The following is a 19,389-nucleotide window of genomic DNA, read 5'->3' as shown; positions in this document are numbered from 1 at the left end:
TTTTCCACCCAAGTCCTTGTCACAAGCGAAAGTGTGAATCTTCGTAGATAGGTTCATGAGTCATGTTGGAGTAGCATAGGATGTTGTGACGTTCCAGGGTTCCAAAGATTTTCAATATATTTTCCCTTATAGGCAAGTTACTGTATAAAGAAAGCCTAGTGTTACGAAATCTATAATTCTATAAAAAAGTAGTGATAGAAATATAATAGTAGAAGGAGAAGAAGATGAGAAGAAGAAAGAAGAAGGGGGCAGATTTGAAGCTCCTTAGTTATGAAGAATATGTAGTAGTAAATGCAGAAGAATATAAGGGGAGATGGAGAGAGTATTTTGGAAATGATAATCCCATATATGTGGAAATTGGTACGGGTAGAGGTCAGTTTATAACTACTTGGGCTAAAAATAATCCCCATATAAACTTTATTGCCATGGAAATGAAGGAAGAGGTTCTTTTAAAGGCCGTTGAAAAATCCCATGGGTCAGGTTCTAAAAATATTGCTTTTTTATGGAAGGATGCTAATAGATTAGAAGAGTATTTTAATGAAAATGAGTTGAGCAGGATTTTCATAAATTTCTGCGATCCCTGGCCTAAAAAGAGATGGGCCAAAAGAAGACTGACTCATCATAGATTTTTAAACATGTACAAGAACCTATTGAAGGAAGATGGAGAAGTACATTTTAAAACGGACAATGAAAGGTTGTTTGAATTTTCCTTAAATGAATTTGCAGGAGCAGATTGGAAATTAAAAAATATTTCTCTAGATTTACATAATAGTGAATTGACAGAAAATATTACTACTGAATATGAAGACAAATTTGTGGCTCAAGGTCTTAAAATATATAGACTAGAGGGTCTGCCTAAGTAAAGGGAAGGTTATCCATAGGGGTGACCTTCCTTTTATATTTCCCAGGCAAAGATATGCCTTATGGTATAATGGAAAAAAGGAAGGATGGAGGAGTCATGATGGAAGAGAAAAGACGAGTGGTCATATCTAATAAAAAGGGTATTCATGCAAGGACTGCGGCAATGATAACTTCATTTGTAAATATTGTTAGGACAAAGTATAATGTGAGATTATATATTCAAAAGGAAAAGGATGAAAGTAGATTTCCCCTTGCTAATATGTTAACTTTAGCTGCCCTAAAAATAAAAAAGGGTGATATATTGTATGTGATTGCAGAGGGGGAAAATAGGAAAGAGGCCCTTGAAGAAATTTGTAACTATATATCTGGAGAAATAGATCAAAGGGTAAATGATATAGAAGAGATAGATAAATTACTAGAAGAACATACTATAAATATTACTAGTGAGTTAAAATCCATAACTGAGATTAAAAATAAATTTGGTAGTATATTAAATCATATGGGGGATGGAATTTGCCTTATGGATAATAGGGGCATAATAACATATTTAAATCCAGCCTATGAAAACATATTTAATATTAAAAAGGAAGATATAATAGGACAACATGTGAAAAAGATTTATCCCAATAGACCAAGTGTAGGGGTATTAGATACAAAGGAAAAGATAATAGATATTTTAATAAGGGGAAAGGATGGAAAAAGAATACTATCCAGTGCAGTTCCCATATTTGCCCACAATAAATTCAAGGGTGTAATAACTACTTATAAGGATGTGACAGAGTTAGAAGAAGTAATCCAAAGGCTCCATAAGGCAGAAGAAAAGATTAAATACTATGAAGAAGAACTGAGTAAAAACAGTGATGTGGATGAGGCTTTTAATATAATAATAGGAAACAGTTCCCTTTTAAAGGACGTGAAGAGGTTATCATCTAAGGCGGCTAAAACATCTGTTAATGTAATGGTTAGGGGAGAAAGTGGTACTGGTAAGGAACTTGTGGCTAAGGCAATTCATAAAGCTAGTAAAAGAAAGGACCAGGCCTTTATTAAAGTGAATTGTGCTGCCATACCAGAAAATTTATTGGAAAGTGAATTGTTTGGATACGAAAGGGGAGCCTTTACAGGAGCTAGTAAGAGAAAAATAGGCAAATTTGAATTGGCAAATGGAGGAACTCTATTTTTAGATGAAATAGGAGAAACAAACTATAATATTCAGGCAAAGCTTCTAAGAGCCATACAGGAAAAAGAAATAGAGCGCCTTGGTGGTAATGAATTAATTAAGATAGATATTAAAATAATCTGTGCCACAAATAGAAATTTAGAAGATATGGTAAATAATAATGAGTTTAGGGAAGATTTATATTATAGATTAAATGTAATTCCAATTGTATTGCCACCCCTAAGAAATAGAAAAGAGGACATAGGCCTATTAGCAGAGCATTTTATAGAAAAAATTTGTAAGGAAGAGTCCATGGATGAAAAAAGTATATCTAGGGAGGCTTTGAATCATTTAAAGGAATATTGTTGGCCAGGAAATATTAGAGAGTTGGAAAACATTATTACAAGGTCCATAACCTTAAGTGATAGGTATGAAATAGATGTGGATAATTTGCCTAGCTATATGAGAAATGATAAAAGAAAAAACGATGGGTTGATAAATTTTATCAACGGAGATTTGGCTAGAATGGAAGATTATGATAGAGAAATAGTGAGATTAGCCTTAAAAAAACACAAAAGTTTCAATAAGGCAGCAAAAGCCTTAGGTCTTACCCATAGGACTGTATCATTGAAAGCTAAAAAATATAATTTGATTTAAGGGAGTTGATAAATTTTATCTGGCGTTGATAAATTTTATCAACTTTTTATTTTTAAAAAGAAATACAGATGGATATATATATATAGATTTCTGGTGTATAAACTTGCTTTATGTGGGCCTATTTCAGGAAACTATTGAAAATCTTTTCCACCCAAGTCATTGTCATAAGCGAAAGTGTGAATCTCCGTAGATAGGTTCATGAGTCATGTTCAAGGAGCATAGGATGTTGTGACGTTCCAGGGTTCCAAAGATTTTTAATATATTTTCTCTTATAGGCAAGTTACTGTATAAAGCAATTTTAAAACCAAGAAATCTATATAGATTTCTGGTGTATAAACTTCCTTTATGTGGGCCTATTTCAGGAAACTATTGAAAATCTTTTCCACCCAAGTCCTTGTCACAAGCGAAAGTGTGAATCTTCGTAGATAGGTTCATGAGTCATGTTCAAGTAGCATAGGATGTTGTGACGTTCCACAATTCCAAAAAATTCTCAATAGTTTCCATTGTAGGCAAGTTACTTTAATACAGAAAACTTAGTGTTGATAAATCTATAGCTTACATAAAGAATTTAATAATGGGGAAAATAAAGTTGGCATGTACTTTGCAATATGTATTAGGGAAAACGTTAACTAAGAATATAATGGATAATAGATAAAAAATAAGGAAAAATGGAGAAAAATAGGAGGAAAATAAATGGTGAAAAGAGAAATAGTAGTTAAGGAAAAGAATGGATTACATGCAAGACCTGCAGGAGTTTTAGTTAAGGAATGTGGAAAATTTAAAAGTAACATGGAAATAGAATATAAGGGAAAGAAAATAAATGCTAAGAGTATAATGGGAGTCATGGCCTTAGGAGTTAAAGAAAATGAAACTATAACTATTATTGGAAATGGTGAAGATGAAGAAAGTGCAGTAGAAGCAGTAGTTAGTTTAGTGGAATCTAATTTTGGACTTTAAGGCATATTCAAAAAATAAATTAGTGATTTCACTGGTTAGTTAGATTATTTTCTTCGTTATGGAGTCGTTTACATATGTTTAATATGCTCACTCACCATGCCTTGAAAATAATCCAACTCCCTCAGCGACCTGACTGATTTATTCCTTTTATATGCCTAAAGCCTAACTTTATTTTAATAAAAACCTTTAAGATTAAGTAACTATATTTAAAAGAGAGGGGATTAATTATGAAAAAAATAATTAACCAGGTAGAAAATATTGTTGACGAAATGCTAAAAGGAATAGTTAAGGCTCATCCAGAACATGTAAAGAGAGTTGAAGGATTTAATGTTCTAGTTAGAAAGGATGCCCCAGTGGCTGGAAAGGTAGCTTTAATCAGTGGTGGTGGAAGTGGTCATGAACCATCCCATGGTGGATTTGTAGGAAAGGGAATGTTAGATGGTGCAGTTGCAGGAGAAGTATTTACATCACCTACTCCAGATCAAGTATTTGAAGGTATAAAGGCCATTGATTCAGGTAAGGGTGTATTATTAGTAATAAAGAATTATTCAGGAGACGTAATGAATTTTGAAATGGCAGCAGAAATGGCTGAAATGGAAGGAATTACAGTTGATAAGGTAATTGTAAATGATGATGTGGCTGTTGAAAATAGTACTTATACAACAGGTAGAAGGGGAGTTGCAGGAACTATATTCGTACACAAGATAGCAGGGGCTGCAGCTGAAGAAGGAATGGAATTATCAGAAGTTAAGAGGATTGCTGAGAAGGTAATAGCCAATACTAGGACTATGGGAATGTCTCTAGGACCGTGTATAGTTCCAGCGGCAGGAAAGGCAAGTTTTGAGCTTGGAGAAGAAGAAATTGAAATGGGTCTTGGTATCCATGGAGAGCCTGGAACTCATAGGGAAAAAATTTCTAGTGCCGATGAAATTACTACCCATATGGTGGAGAAAATATTAAATGATATACCATTTGATGAGGGGCAAGAAGTGGCCGTATTAGTTAACGGACTAGGAGCTACTCCACTTATGGAACTATATATAGCCAATAGAAAAGTGGCTGAGTTATTAGAAGGAAGAAAGCTTAAGACTGTAAAAACTATTGTAGGAAACTTTATGACATCCCTTGAAATGCCAGGATTCTCAGTAACTATTATTAAATTAGATGAAGAGTTAAAAGGATTATTAGAAAAGGCTGCAGATACGCCTGCTTATAAATAAAAGTCTATTTACTATGAATTGGCCAAGTGTTAAAGACTTGGCCAATAAATTTATTATGAAAAAGAAAAGGAGATGTTATTTTAATGAATAAGGAAATGTTTTTAAAGGCATTAGATCTTTTATCAGATAGAATAATAGATAGTAAGGAATTATTAAATGATTTAGATACTCAAATAGGAGACTCGGACCATGGTTCAAATATGGCCAGGGGATTTAGTGAGGCTAAAAAAAAGATAGAAACGGTTAAGGATAAAGATTTTAGTACCATACTAAAAACAATAGCCATGACTTTAATCTCTACTATAGGAGGAGCTTCAGGTCCCCTATATGGAACAGCTTTTTTAAAGGCCTCTATGGCAGTTAAGGATAGGGATGTTTTACAAGGAGAAGACTTTGTAAAAATATATGAAAATGTTATTGGAGGAATAAAGCAAAGGGGTCAGGCTGAGCGTGGTCATAAGACCATGTTAGATGCTATTATACCAGCCTATGAAGCTTTTAAAGGAAGTATAGAAAATGGTGAAGATTTAAAGATGGCATCTGATAAGGCTACCAAAGCAGCTAAGGAAGGTATGGAGTATACTAAGGGAATCAAAGCTATTAAAGGAAGAGCAAGCTTTTTAGGAGACAGAAGTATAGGTCATGTGGATCCTGGTGCAACTTCTAGCTTTATTATAATAAATGCAATTAACGATGTGATAAGGGAAGGGTAGTGAGTTAGAAATGGTAGGTATAGTTATAGTATCACACAGTAATAAACTGGCAGAGGAAATAATCAAATTAAGTATGCAGATGTGTCAATCAAAAGACCTTAAAGTAGCAGCAGCTGGAGGAACCTTTGACAATAGATTTGGAACAGATGCTAATAGAATTATGGAGGCCATTACTGAGGTAGATACGGGTGATGGGGTAGTTATATTGGTAGATTTAGGTAGTGCAATTATGAGTGCAGAAATGAGTATAGAATTTTTAGGTGATGAAGTGGCTAAAAATGTACATATAGCTGACGCACCTATTGTGGAAGGGGCTATTGCAGCCGTAAGCCAAGCATCTATAGGAGCAACTCTCCAGGAAGTAATAAGTGCAGCAGAAGATGCTAAAAATTATCCAAAGAAATAATCAAAAGGGATGTAACTTAAGTTACATCCCTTTTATGTTTCCAGATAAACCAAGGAAATATTCCAATAGAATGAGAATTTTGGAAGAAAATAAGGAAAAAGGCAAAAGGTGAAAAAATTATAAAATTTCTGAAAAAAGACTTTCCAAATTTATTAATATGTGTTAATATATATCGTATAGCGATATTATCTTATAACGATATTTTCGCTGTAAGAATATATCGTAGTCAGATGTAATGTGGAGGTATCTATGGGGAGGAAAGAAAATATACAAGGAATAATTAGACATAAAAAGACCATAGACGATTTACTAGAACAGAAAAACAGACAATTAGCACATCGGTTTGGATTGAGATTAGAACAATACAAATTATTAATTCAATTAAAAGAAATTATAGAAGAATATAAAGGTGGAAAAGAAGGACCTACTGTAGGTGAGATAGCTAAAAAACTTAATAAATCTCAAAATACCATGTCTGAACAAATTACTAGATTAGAGAAGAAGGAACTTTTAAAAAGAGGTAGAGATAGTAAAGATAGAAGAATTAATAGAGTATATATTACAAAAAAAAGCGATGAATTACTGGAAAATATGGAAAACCAAGCAGAAAAGACCTATTTAGCACATTCCCTTCAAAAACTTTCAGATGAAAAGATATTAATCTTGCATAAGTGCCTAGAAGAATTATTAGATTGTATGAAGTCTTAATAATTCTGTCTTTGTGCGTATGGTAGATACGCAATCTATTATATACAATTTCATTATACATTTCTTATAAATTTATAAAACAATTTCAAGAGTATATTTAAGAGTAGTAAATTTTATTATTATTAAAATTTTAATATAAAAAAACAAGATAAGATGAAAAAACTATACAAAATAGTTTTAATTTCCATGTGTAAATTAATTTAGTATCTATAGATGAGAAAATTTGTATTTAAATTTTCTCATTCTTAGTTAGTATAACATTCACATGAGTAAATAAAAAAGGGAGGTTTTTTTATGGGATTATTCCCAGAGCATATAAAAATAAGTATAGGCGTATATGTAGAACAATTTGTAATATGGATAACTAAAAATTATGCAGGTGTATTTGAATCCATAAAACATATGATATTAAAATTTTTATTAGTAACTCAGGGAGCATTGCTGAGTGTACCTTGGATTTTGGTTATAGGTTTAGTGGTAATCGTAGGGTGGAAATTTAAAAATATTAAATCGGGTATTTTATATGGAGGAATGATATTTTTAATAGGGGGATTTGGTCTTTGGGAAGAGATGATGATAACTTTAGCAATAGTCCTAACCTCTGTGATAATATCCTTAATAATAGGAATACCTTTTGGTATTTTAATAGCTTATAAAAAAAGAGTAGAAACTATAACAAGACCATTATTAGATGCCATGCAAACTATGCCTAGTTTTGTATATCTAATACCTGCTATTATGTTATTCGGATTAGGTATGGTACCAGCAGTTTTTGCCACTACCATATATTCTTTACCACCAGTTATAAGATTGACTAACTTGGCTATAAAAAGTGTATCTAAAGAAATGATAGAAGCATCTAATTCCTTTGGAGCATCTACTATGCAAACTCTATTGAAGGTAGAGATTCCTCAAGCAATGCCTACTATAATGACAGGAATTAATCAAACTACTATGATGGCAATGGCCATGGTTGTAGTGTCTTCAATGATAGGTGCTAAGGGGTTAGGTATGAATGTAATTAATGCAATTAATAGAATTGATATAGGAATGGGTTTTGAAGCAGGTTTGAGTATTGTATTTTTAGCTATTATAATAGATAGGTTAACCCAATCTGTTGCAGATAAATTCAAATATGATAGATAGGAGGTTAATAATTATGAAAACAAAAATAAAGGTTGATGGTTTATATAAAATATTTGGAAAAGGTAATGAAAAAGTATATGAGTACTTAGATGAAGGAAAAAACAAAGAGGAAATATTAGAACAAACAGGGTGTGCAGTGGGTGTTAATAATGTGTCCTTTGAAGTAAATGAAGGAGAAATATTTATAATCATGGGATTATCAGGAAGTGGTAAATCTACTTTGATAAGATGTTTAAACTTATTAAATAAACCTTCTAAAGGTGATATATATGTGGATGGAGAAAATATAGTTACTTATTCTAAGGCAGAGTTACAAAAGTTTAGACAGGATAAAATTGCCATGGTATTTCAACATTTTGGGCTTTTAAATCATAGAACAGTACTTGAAAATGTAGAATATGGATTAGAAATTAAAAATATACCAAAGGATGAACGGATTAGAATTGGAAAAGAGAGCCTAGAAATAGTAGGTCTTAAGGGATGGGAAGATTATTATATATCTAAGTTAAGTGGAGGTATGAAGCAAAGGGTAGGTTTAGCCAGAGCATTAGCAAATGACCCAGAAATACTTCTTATGGATGAGCCCTTTAGTGCTCTAGATCCTCTTATTAAAAGGGATATGCATGATGAACTATTAGAGATACAGGGGAAGATCAAAAAAACTATTATATTTATAACTCATGATGTAAATGAAGCCTTTAAATTAGGAGATAGAATAGCTGTAATGAAGGATGGAGAAATAGTTCAGGTAGGTACTCCGGAGGAAATACTAAATAATCCAGCTAATGACTATATTGAGGATTTTATAAAGGATATTGACAGAAGTCGGGTCCTTAGGGCAAAGTCTATTATGAAAGAAGGCTATGGAGTTGGATATATTACAGATAAACCAACTCATTTAATAAATAAGATGCAAAAAGAAAATTTAAATAGTATTTATATATTAAATGAAAATATGACTTTAGTAGGTCTTGTAACTAAGGAGGATTGTATTAAGGCAAGAAATAAAGAAAAGGAAATAAGAAGTATTTTGAGAGAAGATTATTTTAAAGCTAAGGGAAATTCATATTTATCTAACCTGGTTAAGTATGTTACTAAGTCTAAATTCCCTATAGCCGTAGTTAATGATGAAGAAAGATTTTTAGGAGTTATATCACCTATGAGTATACTAAAATCTTTAATAGTTTAAAAATATTATACGAGGAGATGGTTTGATGAAATTCATAAGAATTCTATTAGTATGTCTATTAGTAATAACTTTAGCATCTTGTGGAAACTCTAATGAAGAAGTTAGCAGTGAAAAAATGATTATTAAATTCACTGATGCAGGTTGGGATAGTATGAAATTGAATAATGAGATAGCAGGTTATATTATTGAAAATGGATTTGGTTATGATACAGATACAATACCAGGTTCTTCAGCAGCAACATGGTTAGGTCAAAAAAAGGGAGAAATATCTGTAAATATGGAAACTTGGTCAGATAATATACCAGATTATGATGAAACTATTAAAAGTGGAGAAATAGTGGAGTTAGGTATGAATATGGAGGATAATAAGCAAGGTATATATGTACCTACCTATTTAATAAAGGGAGATGAAAAAAGAGGAATAGAGCCTATGGCTCCTGACTTAAAGAATGTAAAGGATTTACCTAAATATAAAGATCTATTTAAAGATCCAGAAGAACCTAGTAAGGGAAGACTATATAATGCCCCAGCTACTTGGATAGTATCCCAAACAATAGAAACTAAGCACAAACTATATGGGCTAAAGGATACGTACACTTTATTCGCTCCTGGTTCTGATACATCTTTAGCCACATCTTTAGCTTCTGCCTATGAAAAAGGAGAACCATGGGTTGGATATTATTGGGAACCTACATGGATTAGTGGTAAATATGATTTAACCCTTTTAAAGGAAAATAAGTATAGTGATGAATTGTGGAATGACAATTACAATTGTGAATTTAAGCCAACAAAAGTAACTATTACCGTTCATAAGGACATGATGGAAAAGACACCAGAAGTAATAGGACTTTTTAAGAAATATAAATTAAGCTCAAAGGATATTGCAAAGGCACTGGCATATATGCAAGAGAATGATGAATCTATAGAAAATACAGCTATCTGGTTTTTAAAAGAGAATGAAGAAATTTGGACTAAGTGGATAGATGAAGATACAAAAAATAAGGTACAAGAAAAATTAAAGGATATGTAGTTTTAGACTGTTGACAAATTAATTGTCAGCAGTCTTTTTATGCTATAGGAAATCTATAGACTGAAATATAAATAATTTTAATAAACTAGTTTTAATACTAAAATTATGCTAAAATCATAATGGAAATTTTAATTAGGAAGGCATTTAATCATGAAAAAATATATGATAGATAATTATAAAAATTTGGCACGTAAATTTAAAGTAGAAGGACAGCTTATAAAGGCATTGAGATTCTATGAAAAGGCATATAGACAGGCAGGAGCTAAGGAAGATGTGGAACTTTTACTGGATATGGCCATAAATTATGATGAATTTGGAAATGAAGCCATGGCAGAGGAAAAATATTGGCAAGTTATCCATGTGGATGAGGATGAGTGTAGGGCCTACTATGGGTTAGGTACCATATATGACAGGCAAGAAGAATATTATAAGGCCATAAAATATTATAAAAAAGCCATAGAATTAAATCCCATATATGATAGGGCATATTTTTTCTTAGCAGATGTGTATGAAAAGATAAACGAAAGGAATAAGGCAAAGGAATCTTATAAAAAGGCCATAGAAATTAATAGGAAAGACTTTTGGTCCCATACTAACTTAGGTTCCATGTATGAAGAGGACAATGAAAATGACCAGGCCTATTATCATATGAAAAAGGCATTAGAAATAATTCCTAATCACTATATGGCCCTTTTTAATATGGGAGTCATATTAAAAAAACTAGGAAAAATAAATGAAGCCATGGATTATTATGAAAAATCCATAGGGGAAAATGAAGAATATGCCTATGGATATTTAAATTTAAGTATAATATACAAGGAGAACAAGGAATATAAAAGGGCCATAGAAGTCATATCAAGAGGAATTGAATATAATCCTCATGTGGCAGTATTATACTATAATAGGGCCTGTTTTTATATAAATATAAACTTATATGATAGAGCTTTAAAAGACATTATAAAATCTTACAAAATCGAACCAAGATTAAAACCCTATATAAAAAAGGATGAGGAATTAAATCCAATAAGGGCTTTTAAAGCATATGAACTATTATTTGAAAAGGAGTAGTGGGAAATGAAATGTGCATTATGTGAAAACAAGGAGTGTTTTAAAGGAAAGGACTGTACAAATAGCAGGGAAGAAGAGGTGGCATTATACAAGGATGAAAATTTAAAGATGCTACAAGTAACAGGTGAAATGAATAAAAATGCTGGAAGATTAGATGAGTTAATAGAGTTTGGAAAGCTTATGAATTATAAAAAGATTGGTGTGGCCTTTTGTATAGCCTTTAAAAGAGAAGCTAAGGTAATTCATGAAATTTTAAGTGAGCATTTTGAGGTAAGTTCAATTTGTTGTAGAAATGCAGGGATGGATAAATCTGAATTTAATATGGCAAAGAGGGATGAAAAAAAGGGAGAAACATCCTGTAATCCTATTGGTCAGGCCCATAAATTAAATGAGAGAAACACAGAGTTAAATGTATTAGTAGGCCTCTGTATGGGCCATGATGTATTATTTAATAAGTGGAGTGAAGCACCAACTACTACTCTTATAGTTAAAGATAGAAAATATAGACACAACCCATTAGAGGGTATAGTGGGTTAGGAATAAAAAAGGTGAATTGGTAATCAATTCACCTTTTTCAAATTAATGGAAAAATTAAGAAAAAATAGAAGGATATTTCAGAATCTTTAGAGAAATAATAAGTAAGTGGATGTTTAAAATAATGAAATAAGGAATATCTACTAAAAAATAAGCATTATATAAATATAGGGAGGTGAATATATGAAGCATGTAGGTACTATGATAGGAACTGCTATTGCAGGTATGTTTGTAATGAGCGTATGGGGAGCATTTGCAGGAGAATATGGTATAGGGGGTGGATGGTTCGCAGGCTTTATAATTATTGGCACCATGTGGTTTTTAAATCACTACATTGGAATCCACAACAATGACGGTGCATGGGTGGATATGGCCCTTGGAATCGGCATGTGTGGAACTATGAGAGGTGTATTCGAACAAGGAATAGGTGCAGGTATTGGATCACTACCAACTTTAGGAGTTGTATTAGTTGGTGGTATGGTTGGTGGATATATGGCTTACAAATTAGAAGTGTATTTAGCTGAGAAAGAAAAACTAGAATCATAAAAATAAATGGGAGGTGAATTTATGACCTTTGCTAATGTGGTAACTACTTTTGCTGGAGCATTTATATTTCCTTTTTTAATTAGACTTTGTTGGGGAAAAATGGTGGAGGTATGGGGTCCTATAGGTGGTTGGATGGCAGCTGGATTTATAGTTGGTACAACTTGGACATTAACCCATGGGGTTGGAGTTATATTCCAATCTGGAGCAGCTTGGATAGATATGGCATGGGCTGCAGGGGCTGGTTTATTTACAGCATCCGTATTATCTGGAGATAACATGTCAAAGGGTCTTGTTAATGGATTTATGGCCTTAATCGGTGGAACAATAGGTGGATTTATACTTTCTTGCTTATAATATAGATAATATTAAAACCGTTAAGAATAAGTAATAAAAGGACGGTTGCCCTATAGGGATGACCGTCTTTTTTAATAAATTATAAAAAAAACACATACTCGAGGAGGAAGAATCACATGCAAAAAAAATATGTAATGGCATTAGACCAGGGAACAACCAGTTCAAGAGCTATTTTATTTGATCATGATGGAAAAATAGTTAAGGTAGCTCAAAAGGAATTTACTCAAATATATCCAAAACCAGGTTGGGTTGAACATGATGGAATGGAAATTTGGGGAAGTCAAATGGGTGTTGCTAGGGAAGTTTTAGAAACTTCAGGTATATCCTCAGAGGAAATTGCAGCTATAGGTATTACTAATCAAAGGGAGACAACACTTGTTTGGGATAAGGAAACTGGAAAACCTATACATAATGCAATCGTATGGCAATGTAGAAGAACAGCAAGCATTTGTGATGACATAAAGAGTAGGGGTTTTGATACATATATAAGAGATAATACGGGTCTTGTGGTAGACGCATATTTCTCTGGAACAAAGGTTAAGTGGATACTTGATAATGTGGAAGGTGCAAGGGAAAGAGCTAAAAAAGGTGAATTGTTATTTGGTAACGTAGATACATGGTTAATTTGGAATTTAACAAGGGGTAAGGTACATGTTACTGATTATTCTAACGCTTCTAGAACTATGCTTTATAATATAAAGGAATTAAAGTGGGATGAAAAAATATTAGAAGATTTTGATATTCCTAAGTGTATGCTACCAGAAGTAAGACCATCTAGTGAAGTTTATGGTCATACAGATGAGAAAATGTTTGGTGGAGCTATGATTCCTATAGGTGGAGCTGCAGGAGACCAACAGGCTGCATTATTTGGTCAGGCTTGCTTTGAACCTGGAATGGCTAAGAATACTTATGGTACAGGATGCTTCATGTTAATGCAAACGGGAGAAGAATTTGTTCCTTCTAATAATGGATTGTTAACTACTATTGCATGGGGAGTAGATGGAAAGGTTGAATATGCATTAGAAGGAAGTATTTTCGTTGCTGGTGCTAGCGTTCAATGGTTAAGGGATGAACTTAAGCTTATAAGTGATGCTAAGGATAGTGAATATTTTGCTAAGAAGGCAGAAGATACTGCTGGTGTATATGTGGTTCCTGCCTTTGTAGGTCTTGGAGCACCTTATTGGGATATGTATGCAAGGGGTACTATAGTAGGACTTACTAGGGGAGCTAATAGAAATCATATTATTAGGGCTACCCTAGAGTCTATTGCATATCAAACTAGAGATGTACTAGAAGCTATGCAAGAGGATTCCAAGATTAATTTAACAGAACTTAAGGTAGATGGTGGAGCAGTTGCTAATAATTTCTTAATGGGATTCCAAGCTGATGCATTAGGAGTTCCTGTTGTGAGACCAGAGATTATAGAAACTACTGCCATGGGTGCTGCTTATTTAGCGGGTCTTGCTGTAGGATTCTGGGAAAGTAAAGATGAAATTACTAAGAGATGGAATGTGGATAAGAAATTTAATCCTTCCATGGAAGATGATAAGAAGGAAAAATTATATGCTGGTTGGAAAAAAGCTGTAAATAGAGCATTAAAGTGGGAAGAAGAATAAAATTTAATTAAAAATTAAATATTAAATATTTAATATTAAGGCAGAAGTCCTAAAGAGCCATATGAGGAAGCCTTTAATTAGGCATAACCTTATATGGCTTTTTTAAATATATTTTCTTTCATATGCCTTAGAGCTTATAGATATTAATTGTATATGAAGAAATAAAAAAGAAGTAAAATGGTTTTCCATTTTACTTCTTAATTTATTTCTTTTTGAGACTCATCTTAGATTCAGTTCCATTTAAAAGCCTTTGTATATTGGATTTATGTTTGTATATTACAAAAATACCAAGGCCAGTTGCATATATTACAAAAAGACTATTTGTATCCATGAAATAGGATATTATAGGAAATAAAAAGGCTGTACTAATGGATGCCAAGGACATTATACGTGTAGTAAATATAAGTGTAAATTGCAACACTAGTAAAATCAATCCTATTACAGGATATAAAGCAAATATGGTTCCTCCTGTAGTAGCAACACCCTTACCACCCTTAAAACCTAACCAAAATGAATAACAATGGCCTACTACTGCAAAAACTGAAGCCAATACGGCCAAGTCTATGTCAAATAGCTTCTTTGCTATTATGGCAGGGACAAATCCCTTTAGAAAATCTAAGAAAAATGCTGTAAATCCTGCCTTTAAACCTAGGGTTCTAAAAACGTTAGTAGCTCCAGTGTTTCCACTTCCGTAGTTTCTTATATCAATATTTCCCATCACTTTCGCCGTAATATAAGAGAACGGTATACTACCGATTAAATAACTAAGACCAATTATAAGAAAATACTTTAACATGTACACTCCTCCTTCTAAGTATATTTTAACATTATTCTCTAATCCATATCAATGAAAATTACTTTTAAATAATCTATTCAAATAACCAGTGAAATGACTAATTTATTTTTTGAATATGCCTAAGCGTTTTGATTATAATATATGGATTTATAAATGATTAGATATATAAGTTAAAGAACCTTTGATAAAATGTGGAATTGTTGTTATAATTATGAAATATGTAAAAGTTCTAATTTATAGAAGTTTCAGTAAAGGATGGATATGTAAAGATAATATACCTAAGAGTATAAGGTTTAAGGAAATAAAGGATTTGGGGTTATCTTTATTAACCCCAATATATCACAAGAAGGGATTAGACAATAATGACTAATGAAAGAAAGAAAGTAATAAAGAAGGGAAGCTTTATAAAAAATATGAAAATTGGAACTCGCCTTGTAGCAGGGTTTAGTTTAGTTACTATTTTTATTATTGTTTTAACCATTGTTAGTTTTAGCAATTTAAAGGATATAACTTACCAAATAAATATTTTTAATGAAACTAACTCTGCAAAGTACAAGGTTGCTCTGGCAAGAATTGAACAAGTTCGATTTGAAGCAGATGGCACAAATGAATCTGCACAACTTGTATCCAAATATTTGGCAGAGAGTGAAACTACTTTACAGCATATCATAACTCAAATGAAGTCTAATAAAAATAAAGGAAATGCCAATGAAATGAATAAACAAATCCATTTATTTAGACAACAATTTGACCAATTTGAAGAACTTGAAAATCAAAAAGTAGAACAAGGGAAAATACGTGCACAAGCAGCAAATACTGTGGTTAGAACAATTAGAAATACTATGGTTTTAGAAAAAAAGTATATTAAAGGATTAACAAATCCTAGGGATATTCAAAATTCTTATGATAAGTATTTATTATTAGAAGAGGCATTTGATAACTATATGGAAGTCAGAATTGCAGCCAATAAATATGTGGCTACAGGATCAAAAGAGTATGCAGATACTCTTAGAGGTTTACTTAATAATACAGAAAGTGCCCTTAATAAGGCAACTAAAGTAATAAATTCCCAAGCTGTTTTAAAGAATCTTCAAGAAGCTAGGAGTGCACTAGGGACATATAAAAATGCCTTTGAAGAATATGATGCATTAGTAGTAAAACAACAACTTAGTAGTACTGAGATGAGAGGTCAAGCGAAGAAGGCTTCAGATTTAGCTGTAATCATTCAAAATGGTGTATTAGACTTTTTAAGAAATGTAGAGAAGACTTCAGATAGATTTAACATAGTTATTTCAATTATAGCTATAATAATAAGTATTTTCATTGGTATTATAATTACTCGAAGCATTACAATCCCCATATCTTTAGCAGTTAGTCATATTGATGAAGTGGCAAACTATGATATCACAAGGGATGTACCATCTGAGTTTATGAATAGGGAAGACGAAATAGGGGGCCTAGCAAGGGCAATTCAAAAAATAGAAGATAATTTAAGAGTAATCATTAAACAGATAGCATATAATTCCCAAAATGTTACATCATCATCGGACGAGTTAGCAGGAACCAGTCAACAAGCATCCATTGCTGCAAATGAAGTGGCTATGGCCATTGGAGAAATTTCAAATAGATTAAATGAACAAGGGAAAGATACAGAAAAAGCTGTTGATAATATTACTGAATTAGGAGTATTGATTGAAGAGGAACAAGTTAAATTGAGTAACTTAAATCAATCAACAGACCAAGTTATATATCTAAAAGCAGAAGGTATAAAAAATATTGAAGATTTAGTTGAAAAAACAAAAATGAATGAGAAAATATCAAAAGAAATTAATGAAGTTATTATGAGCTCTAATGAAAGTGCAGAAAAAATTTATCAAGCTAGTGAAATGATTAAAAAAATTGCTGAACAAACAAACTTATTGGCCTTAAACGCAGCTATTGAAGCAGCTAGAGCAGGGGACGCTGGAAGAGGTTTTTCCGTTGTAGCTGGTGAAATTAGAAAACTAGCTGAGGAATCTGATGAATTTACTGAGGAAATATCAAATATTATAAATGAATTAAAAGATAAAACAGAAAATGCTGTTACTACGATGAAACAGATGGCTATAATTGTAAATGAACAGACTGAAAGTGTGAAGAAAACAGAAAATAAATTTGAAGGAATTGCTGAAGCTATTGAAAAAACTAAGAATTCAATAGATGAACTAAATGAATCGGGTAAAATAATGGAGAATAAAAAGGACAATATAATTAGCTTTATTGAGGACCTTGCTTCCATATCTGAAGAAAATATGGCAGGAACAGAAGAAGCTTCAGCATCAGTAGAAGAGCAAACAGCATCTATGGAGCAAATTGCAAATGCTAGTAAAGAATTATCAAAATTAGCAGAAAATATGAAAGAGAGTGTCCATAAATTTAAATATTAAGGATCCTTAAAAAGGCTTAGAGTAGTGACTCTCTAAGCTTTTTGTATTATTTAGAAAAAATAATGAGTTACTTATGTGTTTTAGTTTAGGTCTATTAGATAATTCATTAAAAATAGTATAGAATTATTCTAAAAGGTTTTGAAAATAATAGTGAAAGGAAACAAGTATATGAGAATAAATATGAAGTATATATTTGCTTTTGTAATTTTGTTTGTAACAGAATTTAGTATTGCCATTTTTGTGAAAGATACTATTATTAGACCATACATTGGAGATGTTTTGGTAGTTATTTTAATGTATACCCTTATAAGAGGGCTAATACCAAAATCAATAAAGCATTTACCCCTATACCTATTCTTATTTGCTTTATCAGTGGAATTGGCTCAATATTTTCGTGTTGTAGACATCTTATCCTTACAAGATAATAAAGTGATTTCTACAATTATTGGAGCTACATTTGATACCATAGATATTTTATGCTACTTAATCGGAACTGTCATATTGATTATATGGGAAAGGATAGAAAAGAGCTAGATAGTATTTCTCAAATGAATAGGTGTAATAATATATATATTATTATTTATGAAAATATTTCTATAATGGAAAGGTTGTGGGAGGATTGGAAAAACAAATAGTATCTCTAATGAAATGTACAGAATATGAGTATGATTTAATTGAAAGAGCCCTATTGAAGTCATTTGAAAATTTGGGAGGAATTAGTAAGTTTATAAATAAAGGAGATAAGGTATTACTGAAATTAAACCTATTAATGAAGAAAAAACCAGAGGAAGCCACCACTACCCATCCTATTTTTACAAAGGCATTAGCTAAAATACTTATAGACCATGGAGCAGAAGTAATAATTGGTGACAGTCCAGGAGGGCCCTTTAATACTTCTATATTAAAGGGAATATATAGGGCCTGTGGCATTGAGAAAATAGCAAATGAAGTGGGAGCTAAACTAAATTATAATACTAATACAATGGAAATAAAAAATGAAGATGGATTAATTTTAAAGAAAATAGTGGGGATAGAAGTATTAAAAGAAGTGGATAAGGTCATATCCGTATCTAAGCTAAAAACCCATGGAATGATGATGTTTACAGGGGCAGTAAAGAATATGTTTGGTATAGTTGCAGGCCTTGAGAAGGCTGAATATCATGTACGTATGCCAAATAATGAGGATTTTTCAAATGCCCTAGTAGATATATGTATAGCTGCAAAGCCCATATTATCATTTATGGATGGTATTGTAGGTATGGAGGGTGAGGGTCCTAGTGCGGGAGAACCTAGAAAAGTGGGTGTTATAATTGGATCTACTAGTCCCTATGAGCTAGATGTGGTTGCCACATCTATTATAGGTCTTGATCCTATTAAAGTACCAACTATTAAAAGATGTGTAGAGAGAAATCTATGTAGTGGAAAATTAGAAGATATTAATCTTATGGGAGAAGATATAAATAAATTCATATTAAATGATTTTGTCATACCAGAGATTAGGAGCTTAGATTTATTAGATGGGAAATTACCAAAGTTCATAAGGGATATTTTAAACAATTTGTTACAGCCAAAACCTGTATTTAATCATGATGAATGTGTAGGATGTTCTGATTGTGCAGATAACTGTCCTCCAAGGGTTATAGAAATGGTTAATAATAGGCCAGTAGTAAATTTAGATGGGTGTATAAGGTGTTTTTGCTGTCAAGAATTATGTCCTGTAAAGGCCATATTGATCCATAGGCCGCTACTTATGAAGTTATTAGCTAAACTATAGAATATAAGGATTAAGAAGAGATTAGACTAACTAGTCTCTTTTTCAATTTTATAGTATATAGATTTCTTATTTATGAATGGGCTTTACGTGTGCCTATTTCAGGAAAATATATTGAAAATCTTTTCCACCCAAGTCCTTGTCACAAGCGAAAGTGTGAATCTTCGTATATAGGTTCATGAGTCATGTTGGAGTAGCATAGGATGTTGTGACGTTCCAGGGTTCCAAAGATTTT

At 32.2% G+C, this 19,389-nt stretch carries 19 protein-coding genes; 18 read left to right on the top strand and 1 reads right to left on the bottom strand.

Going from position 1 to position 19,389, the window contains the following annotated elements; genetic code table 11:
• The first annotated feature begins 224 nt into the window (after positions 1-224).
• The 15 genes from trmB to glpK all read left to right on the top strand — a co-directional run bounded on the left by trmB (position 225) and on the right by glpK (position 14,161).
• Positions 225-863 (top strand): tRNA (guanosine(46)-N7)-methyltransferase TrmB, encoded by a 639-nt coding sequence (gene trmB, locus N4A57_RS17900; protein WP_293659466.1) that lies wholly within the window; start codon positions 225-227, stop codon positions 861-863.
• Between the two features lie 98 nt (positions 864-961).
• Positions 962-2,674, top strand: a complete 1,713-nt coding sequence (locus N4A57_RS17895; RefSeq protein WP_293659465.1) for a sigma 54-interacting transcriptional regulator — start codon at positions 962-964, stop codon at positions 2,672-2,674.
• Between the two features lie 693 nt (positions 2,675-3,367).
• A complete protein-coding gene (locus tag N4A57_RS17890) occupies positions 3,368-3,631 on the top strand; it encodes an HPr family phosphocarrier protein (protein ID WP_293659464.1) in 264 nt (87 codons plus the stop codon).
• 227 nt (positions 3,632-3,858) lie between these two features.
• Positions 3,859-4,851 carry a dihydroxyacetone kinase subunit DhaK gene (gene dhaK, locus N4A57_RS17885; RefSeq protein ID WP_293659463.1) on the top strand — a complete coding sequence of 331 codons (993 nt, stop codon included), beginning with the start codon at positions 3,859-3,861 and terminating at the stop codon, positions 4,849-4,851.
• 83 nt (positions 4,852-4,934) lie between these two features.
• Entirely contained in the window at positions 4,935-5,564 is a 630-nt protein-coding gene (gene dhaL / locus N4A57_RS17880) for a dihydroxyacetone kinase subunit DhaL (protein WP_293659462.1), read from the top strand.
• A gap of 10 nt (positions 5,565-5,574) precedes the next feature.
• Positions 5,575-5,970 carry a dihydroxyacetone kinase phosphoryl donor subunit DhaM gene (gene dhaM / locus N4A57_RS17875; RefSeq protein ID WP_293659461.1) on the top strand — a complete coding sequence of 132 codons (396 nt, stop codon included), beginning with the start codon at positions 5,575-5,577 and terminating at the stop codon, positions 5,968-5,970.
• Positions 5,971-6,219: 249 nt separating this feature from the next.
• On the top strand, positions 6,220-6,678 hold the full coding sequence (locus N4A57_RS17870; protein ID WP_293659459.1) for a MarR family winged helix-turn-helix transcriptional regulator: 459 nt from the start codon (positions 6,220-6,222) through the stop codon (positions 6,676-6,678).
• Between the two features lie 294 nt (positions 6,679-6,972).
• Positions 6,973-7,824, top strand: coding sequence for an ABC transporter permease (locus tag N4A57_RS17865; protein WP_293659458.1), 852 nt, complete (start codon positions 6,973-6,975; stop codon positions 7,822-7,824).
• A gap of 13 nt (positions 7,825-7,837) precedes the next feature.
• Positions 7,838-9,013, top strand: a complete 1,176-nt coding sequence (locus tag N4A57_RS17860) for a quaternary amine ABC transporter ATP-binding protein (protein WP_293659457.1) — start codon at positions 7,838-7,840, stop codon at positions 9,011-9,013.
• 25 nt (positions 9,014-9,038) lie between these two features.
• Positions 9,039-10,043 (top strand): ABC transporter substrate-binding protein, encoded by a 1,005-nt coding sequence (locus N4A57_RS17855; protein ID WP_293659456.1) that lies wholly within the window; start codon positions 9,039-9,041, stop codon positions 10,041-10,043.
• 150 nt (positions 10,044-10,193) lie between these two features.
• Entirely contained in the window at positions 10,194-11,111 is a 918-nt protein-coding gene (locus N4A57_RS17850) for a tetratricopeptide repeat protein (RefSeq protein ID WP_293659455.1), read from the top strand.
• 6 nt (positions 11,112-11,117) lie between these two features.
• A complete protein-coding gene (locus N4A57_RS17845) occupies positions 11,118-11,648 on the top strand; it encodes a DUF1847 domain-containing protein (protein WP_293659454.1) in 531 nt (176 codons plus the stop codon).
• Between the two features lie 180 nt (positions 11,649-11,828).
• Positions 11,829-12,191 carry a Lin0368 family putative glycerol transporter subunit gene (locus tag N4A57_RS17840; RefSeq protein ID WP_293659453.1) on the top strand — a complete coding sequence of 121 codons (363 nt, stop codon included), beginning with the start codon at positions 11,829-11,831 and terminating at the stop codon, positions 12,189-12,191.
• Positions 12,192-12,212: 21 nt separating this feature from the next.
• Entirely contained in the window at positions 12,213-12,545 is a 333-nt protein-coding gene (locus tag N4A57_RS17835; RefSeq protein WP_293659452.1) for a Lin0368 family putative glycerol transporter subunit, read from the top strand.
• 116 nt (positions 12,546-12,661) lie between these two features.
• Positions 12,662-14,161 carry a glycerol kinase GlpK gene (gene glpK / locus N4A57_RS17830; RefSeq protein ID WP_293659451.1) on the top strand — a complete coding sequence of 500 codons (1,500 nt, stop codon included), beginning with the start codon at positions 12,662-12,664 and terminating at the stop codon, positions 14,159-14,161.
• Positions 14,162-14,363: 202 nt separating this feature from the next.
• Here the strand turns inward: glpK and plsY are convergent, their stop codons facing one another.
• A complete protein-coding gene (gene plsY / locus N4A57_RS17825) occupies positions 14,364-14,957 on the bottom strand; it encodes a glycerol-3-phosphate 1-O-acyltransferase PlsY (RefSeq protein ID WP_293659450.1) in 594 nt (197 codons plus the stop codon).
• Between the two features lie 362 nt (positions 14,958-15,319).
• On the opposite strand from plsY, the gene N4A57_RS17820 reads away from it, so the two are divergent.
• The 3 genes from N4A57_RS17820 (at position 15,320) to N4A57_RS17810 (ending at position 19,157) form a co-directional block, all read left to right on the top strand.
• A complete protein-coding gene (locus N4A57_RS17820; RefSeq protein WP_293659449.1) occupies positions 15,320-17,383 on the top strand; it encodes a methyl-accepting chemotaxis protein in 2,064 nt (687 codons plus the stop codon).
• 168 nt (positions 17,384-17,551) lie between these two features.
• On the top strand, positions 17,552-17,917 hold the full coding sequence (locus N4A57_RS17815) for a ribosomal maturation YjgA family protein (protein WP_293659447.1): 366 nt from the start codon (positions 17,552-17,554) through the stop codon (positions 17,915-17,917).
• 76 nt (positions 17,918-17,993) lie between these two features.
• A complete protein-coding gene (locus N4A57_RS17810; protein ID WP_293659446.1) occupies positions 17,994-19,157 on the top strand; it encodes a DUF362 domain-containing protein in 1,164 nt (387 codons plus the stop codon).
• The last annotated feature ends 232 nt before the right edge of the window (positions 19,158-19,389 follow it).

Source organism: Anaeromicrobium sp. (genome assembly GCF_025210435.1).
Classification (GTDB): Bacteria; Bacillota; Clostridia; order Peptostreptococcales; family Thermotaleaceae; genus Anaeromicrobium.
This window is presented reverse-complemented; position numbering and strand designations above follow the sequence as displayed.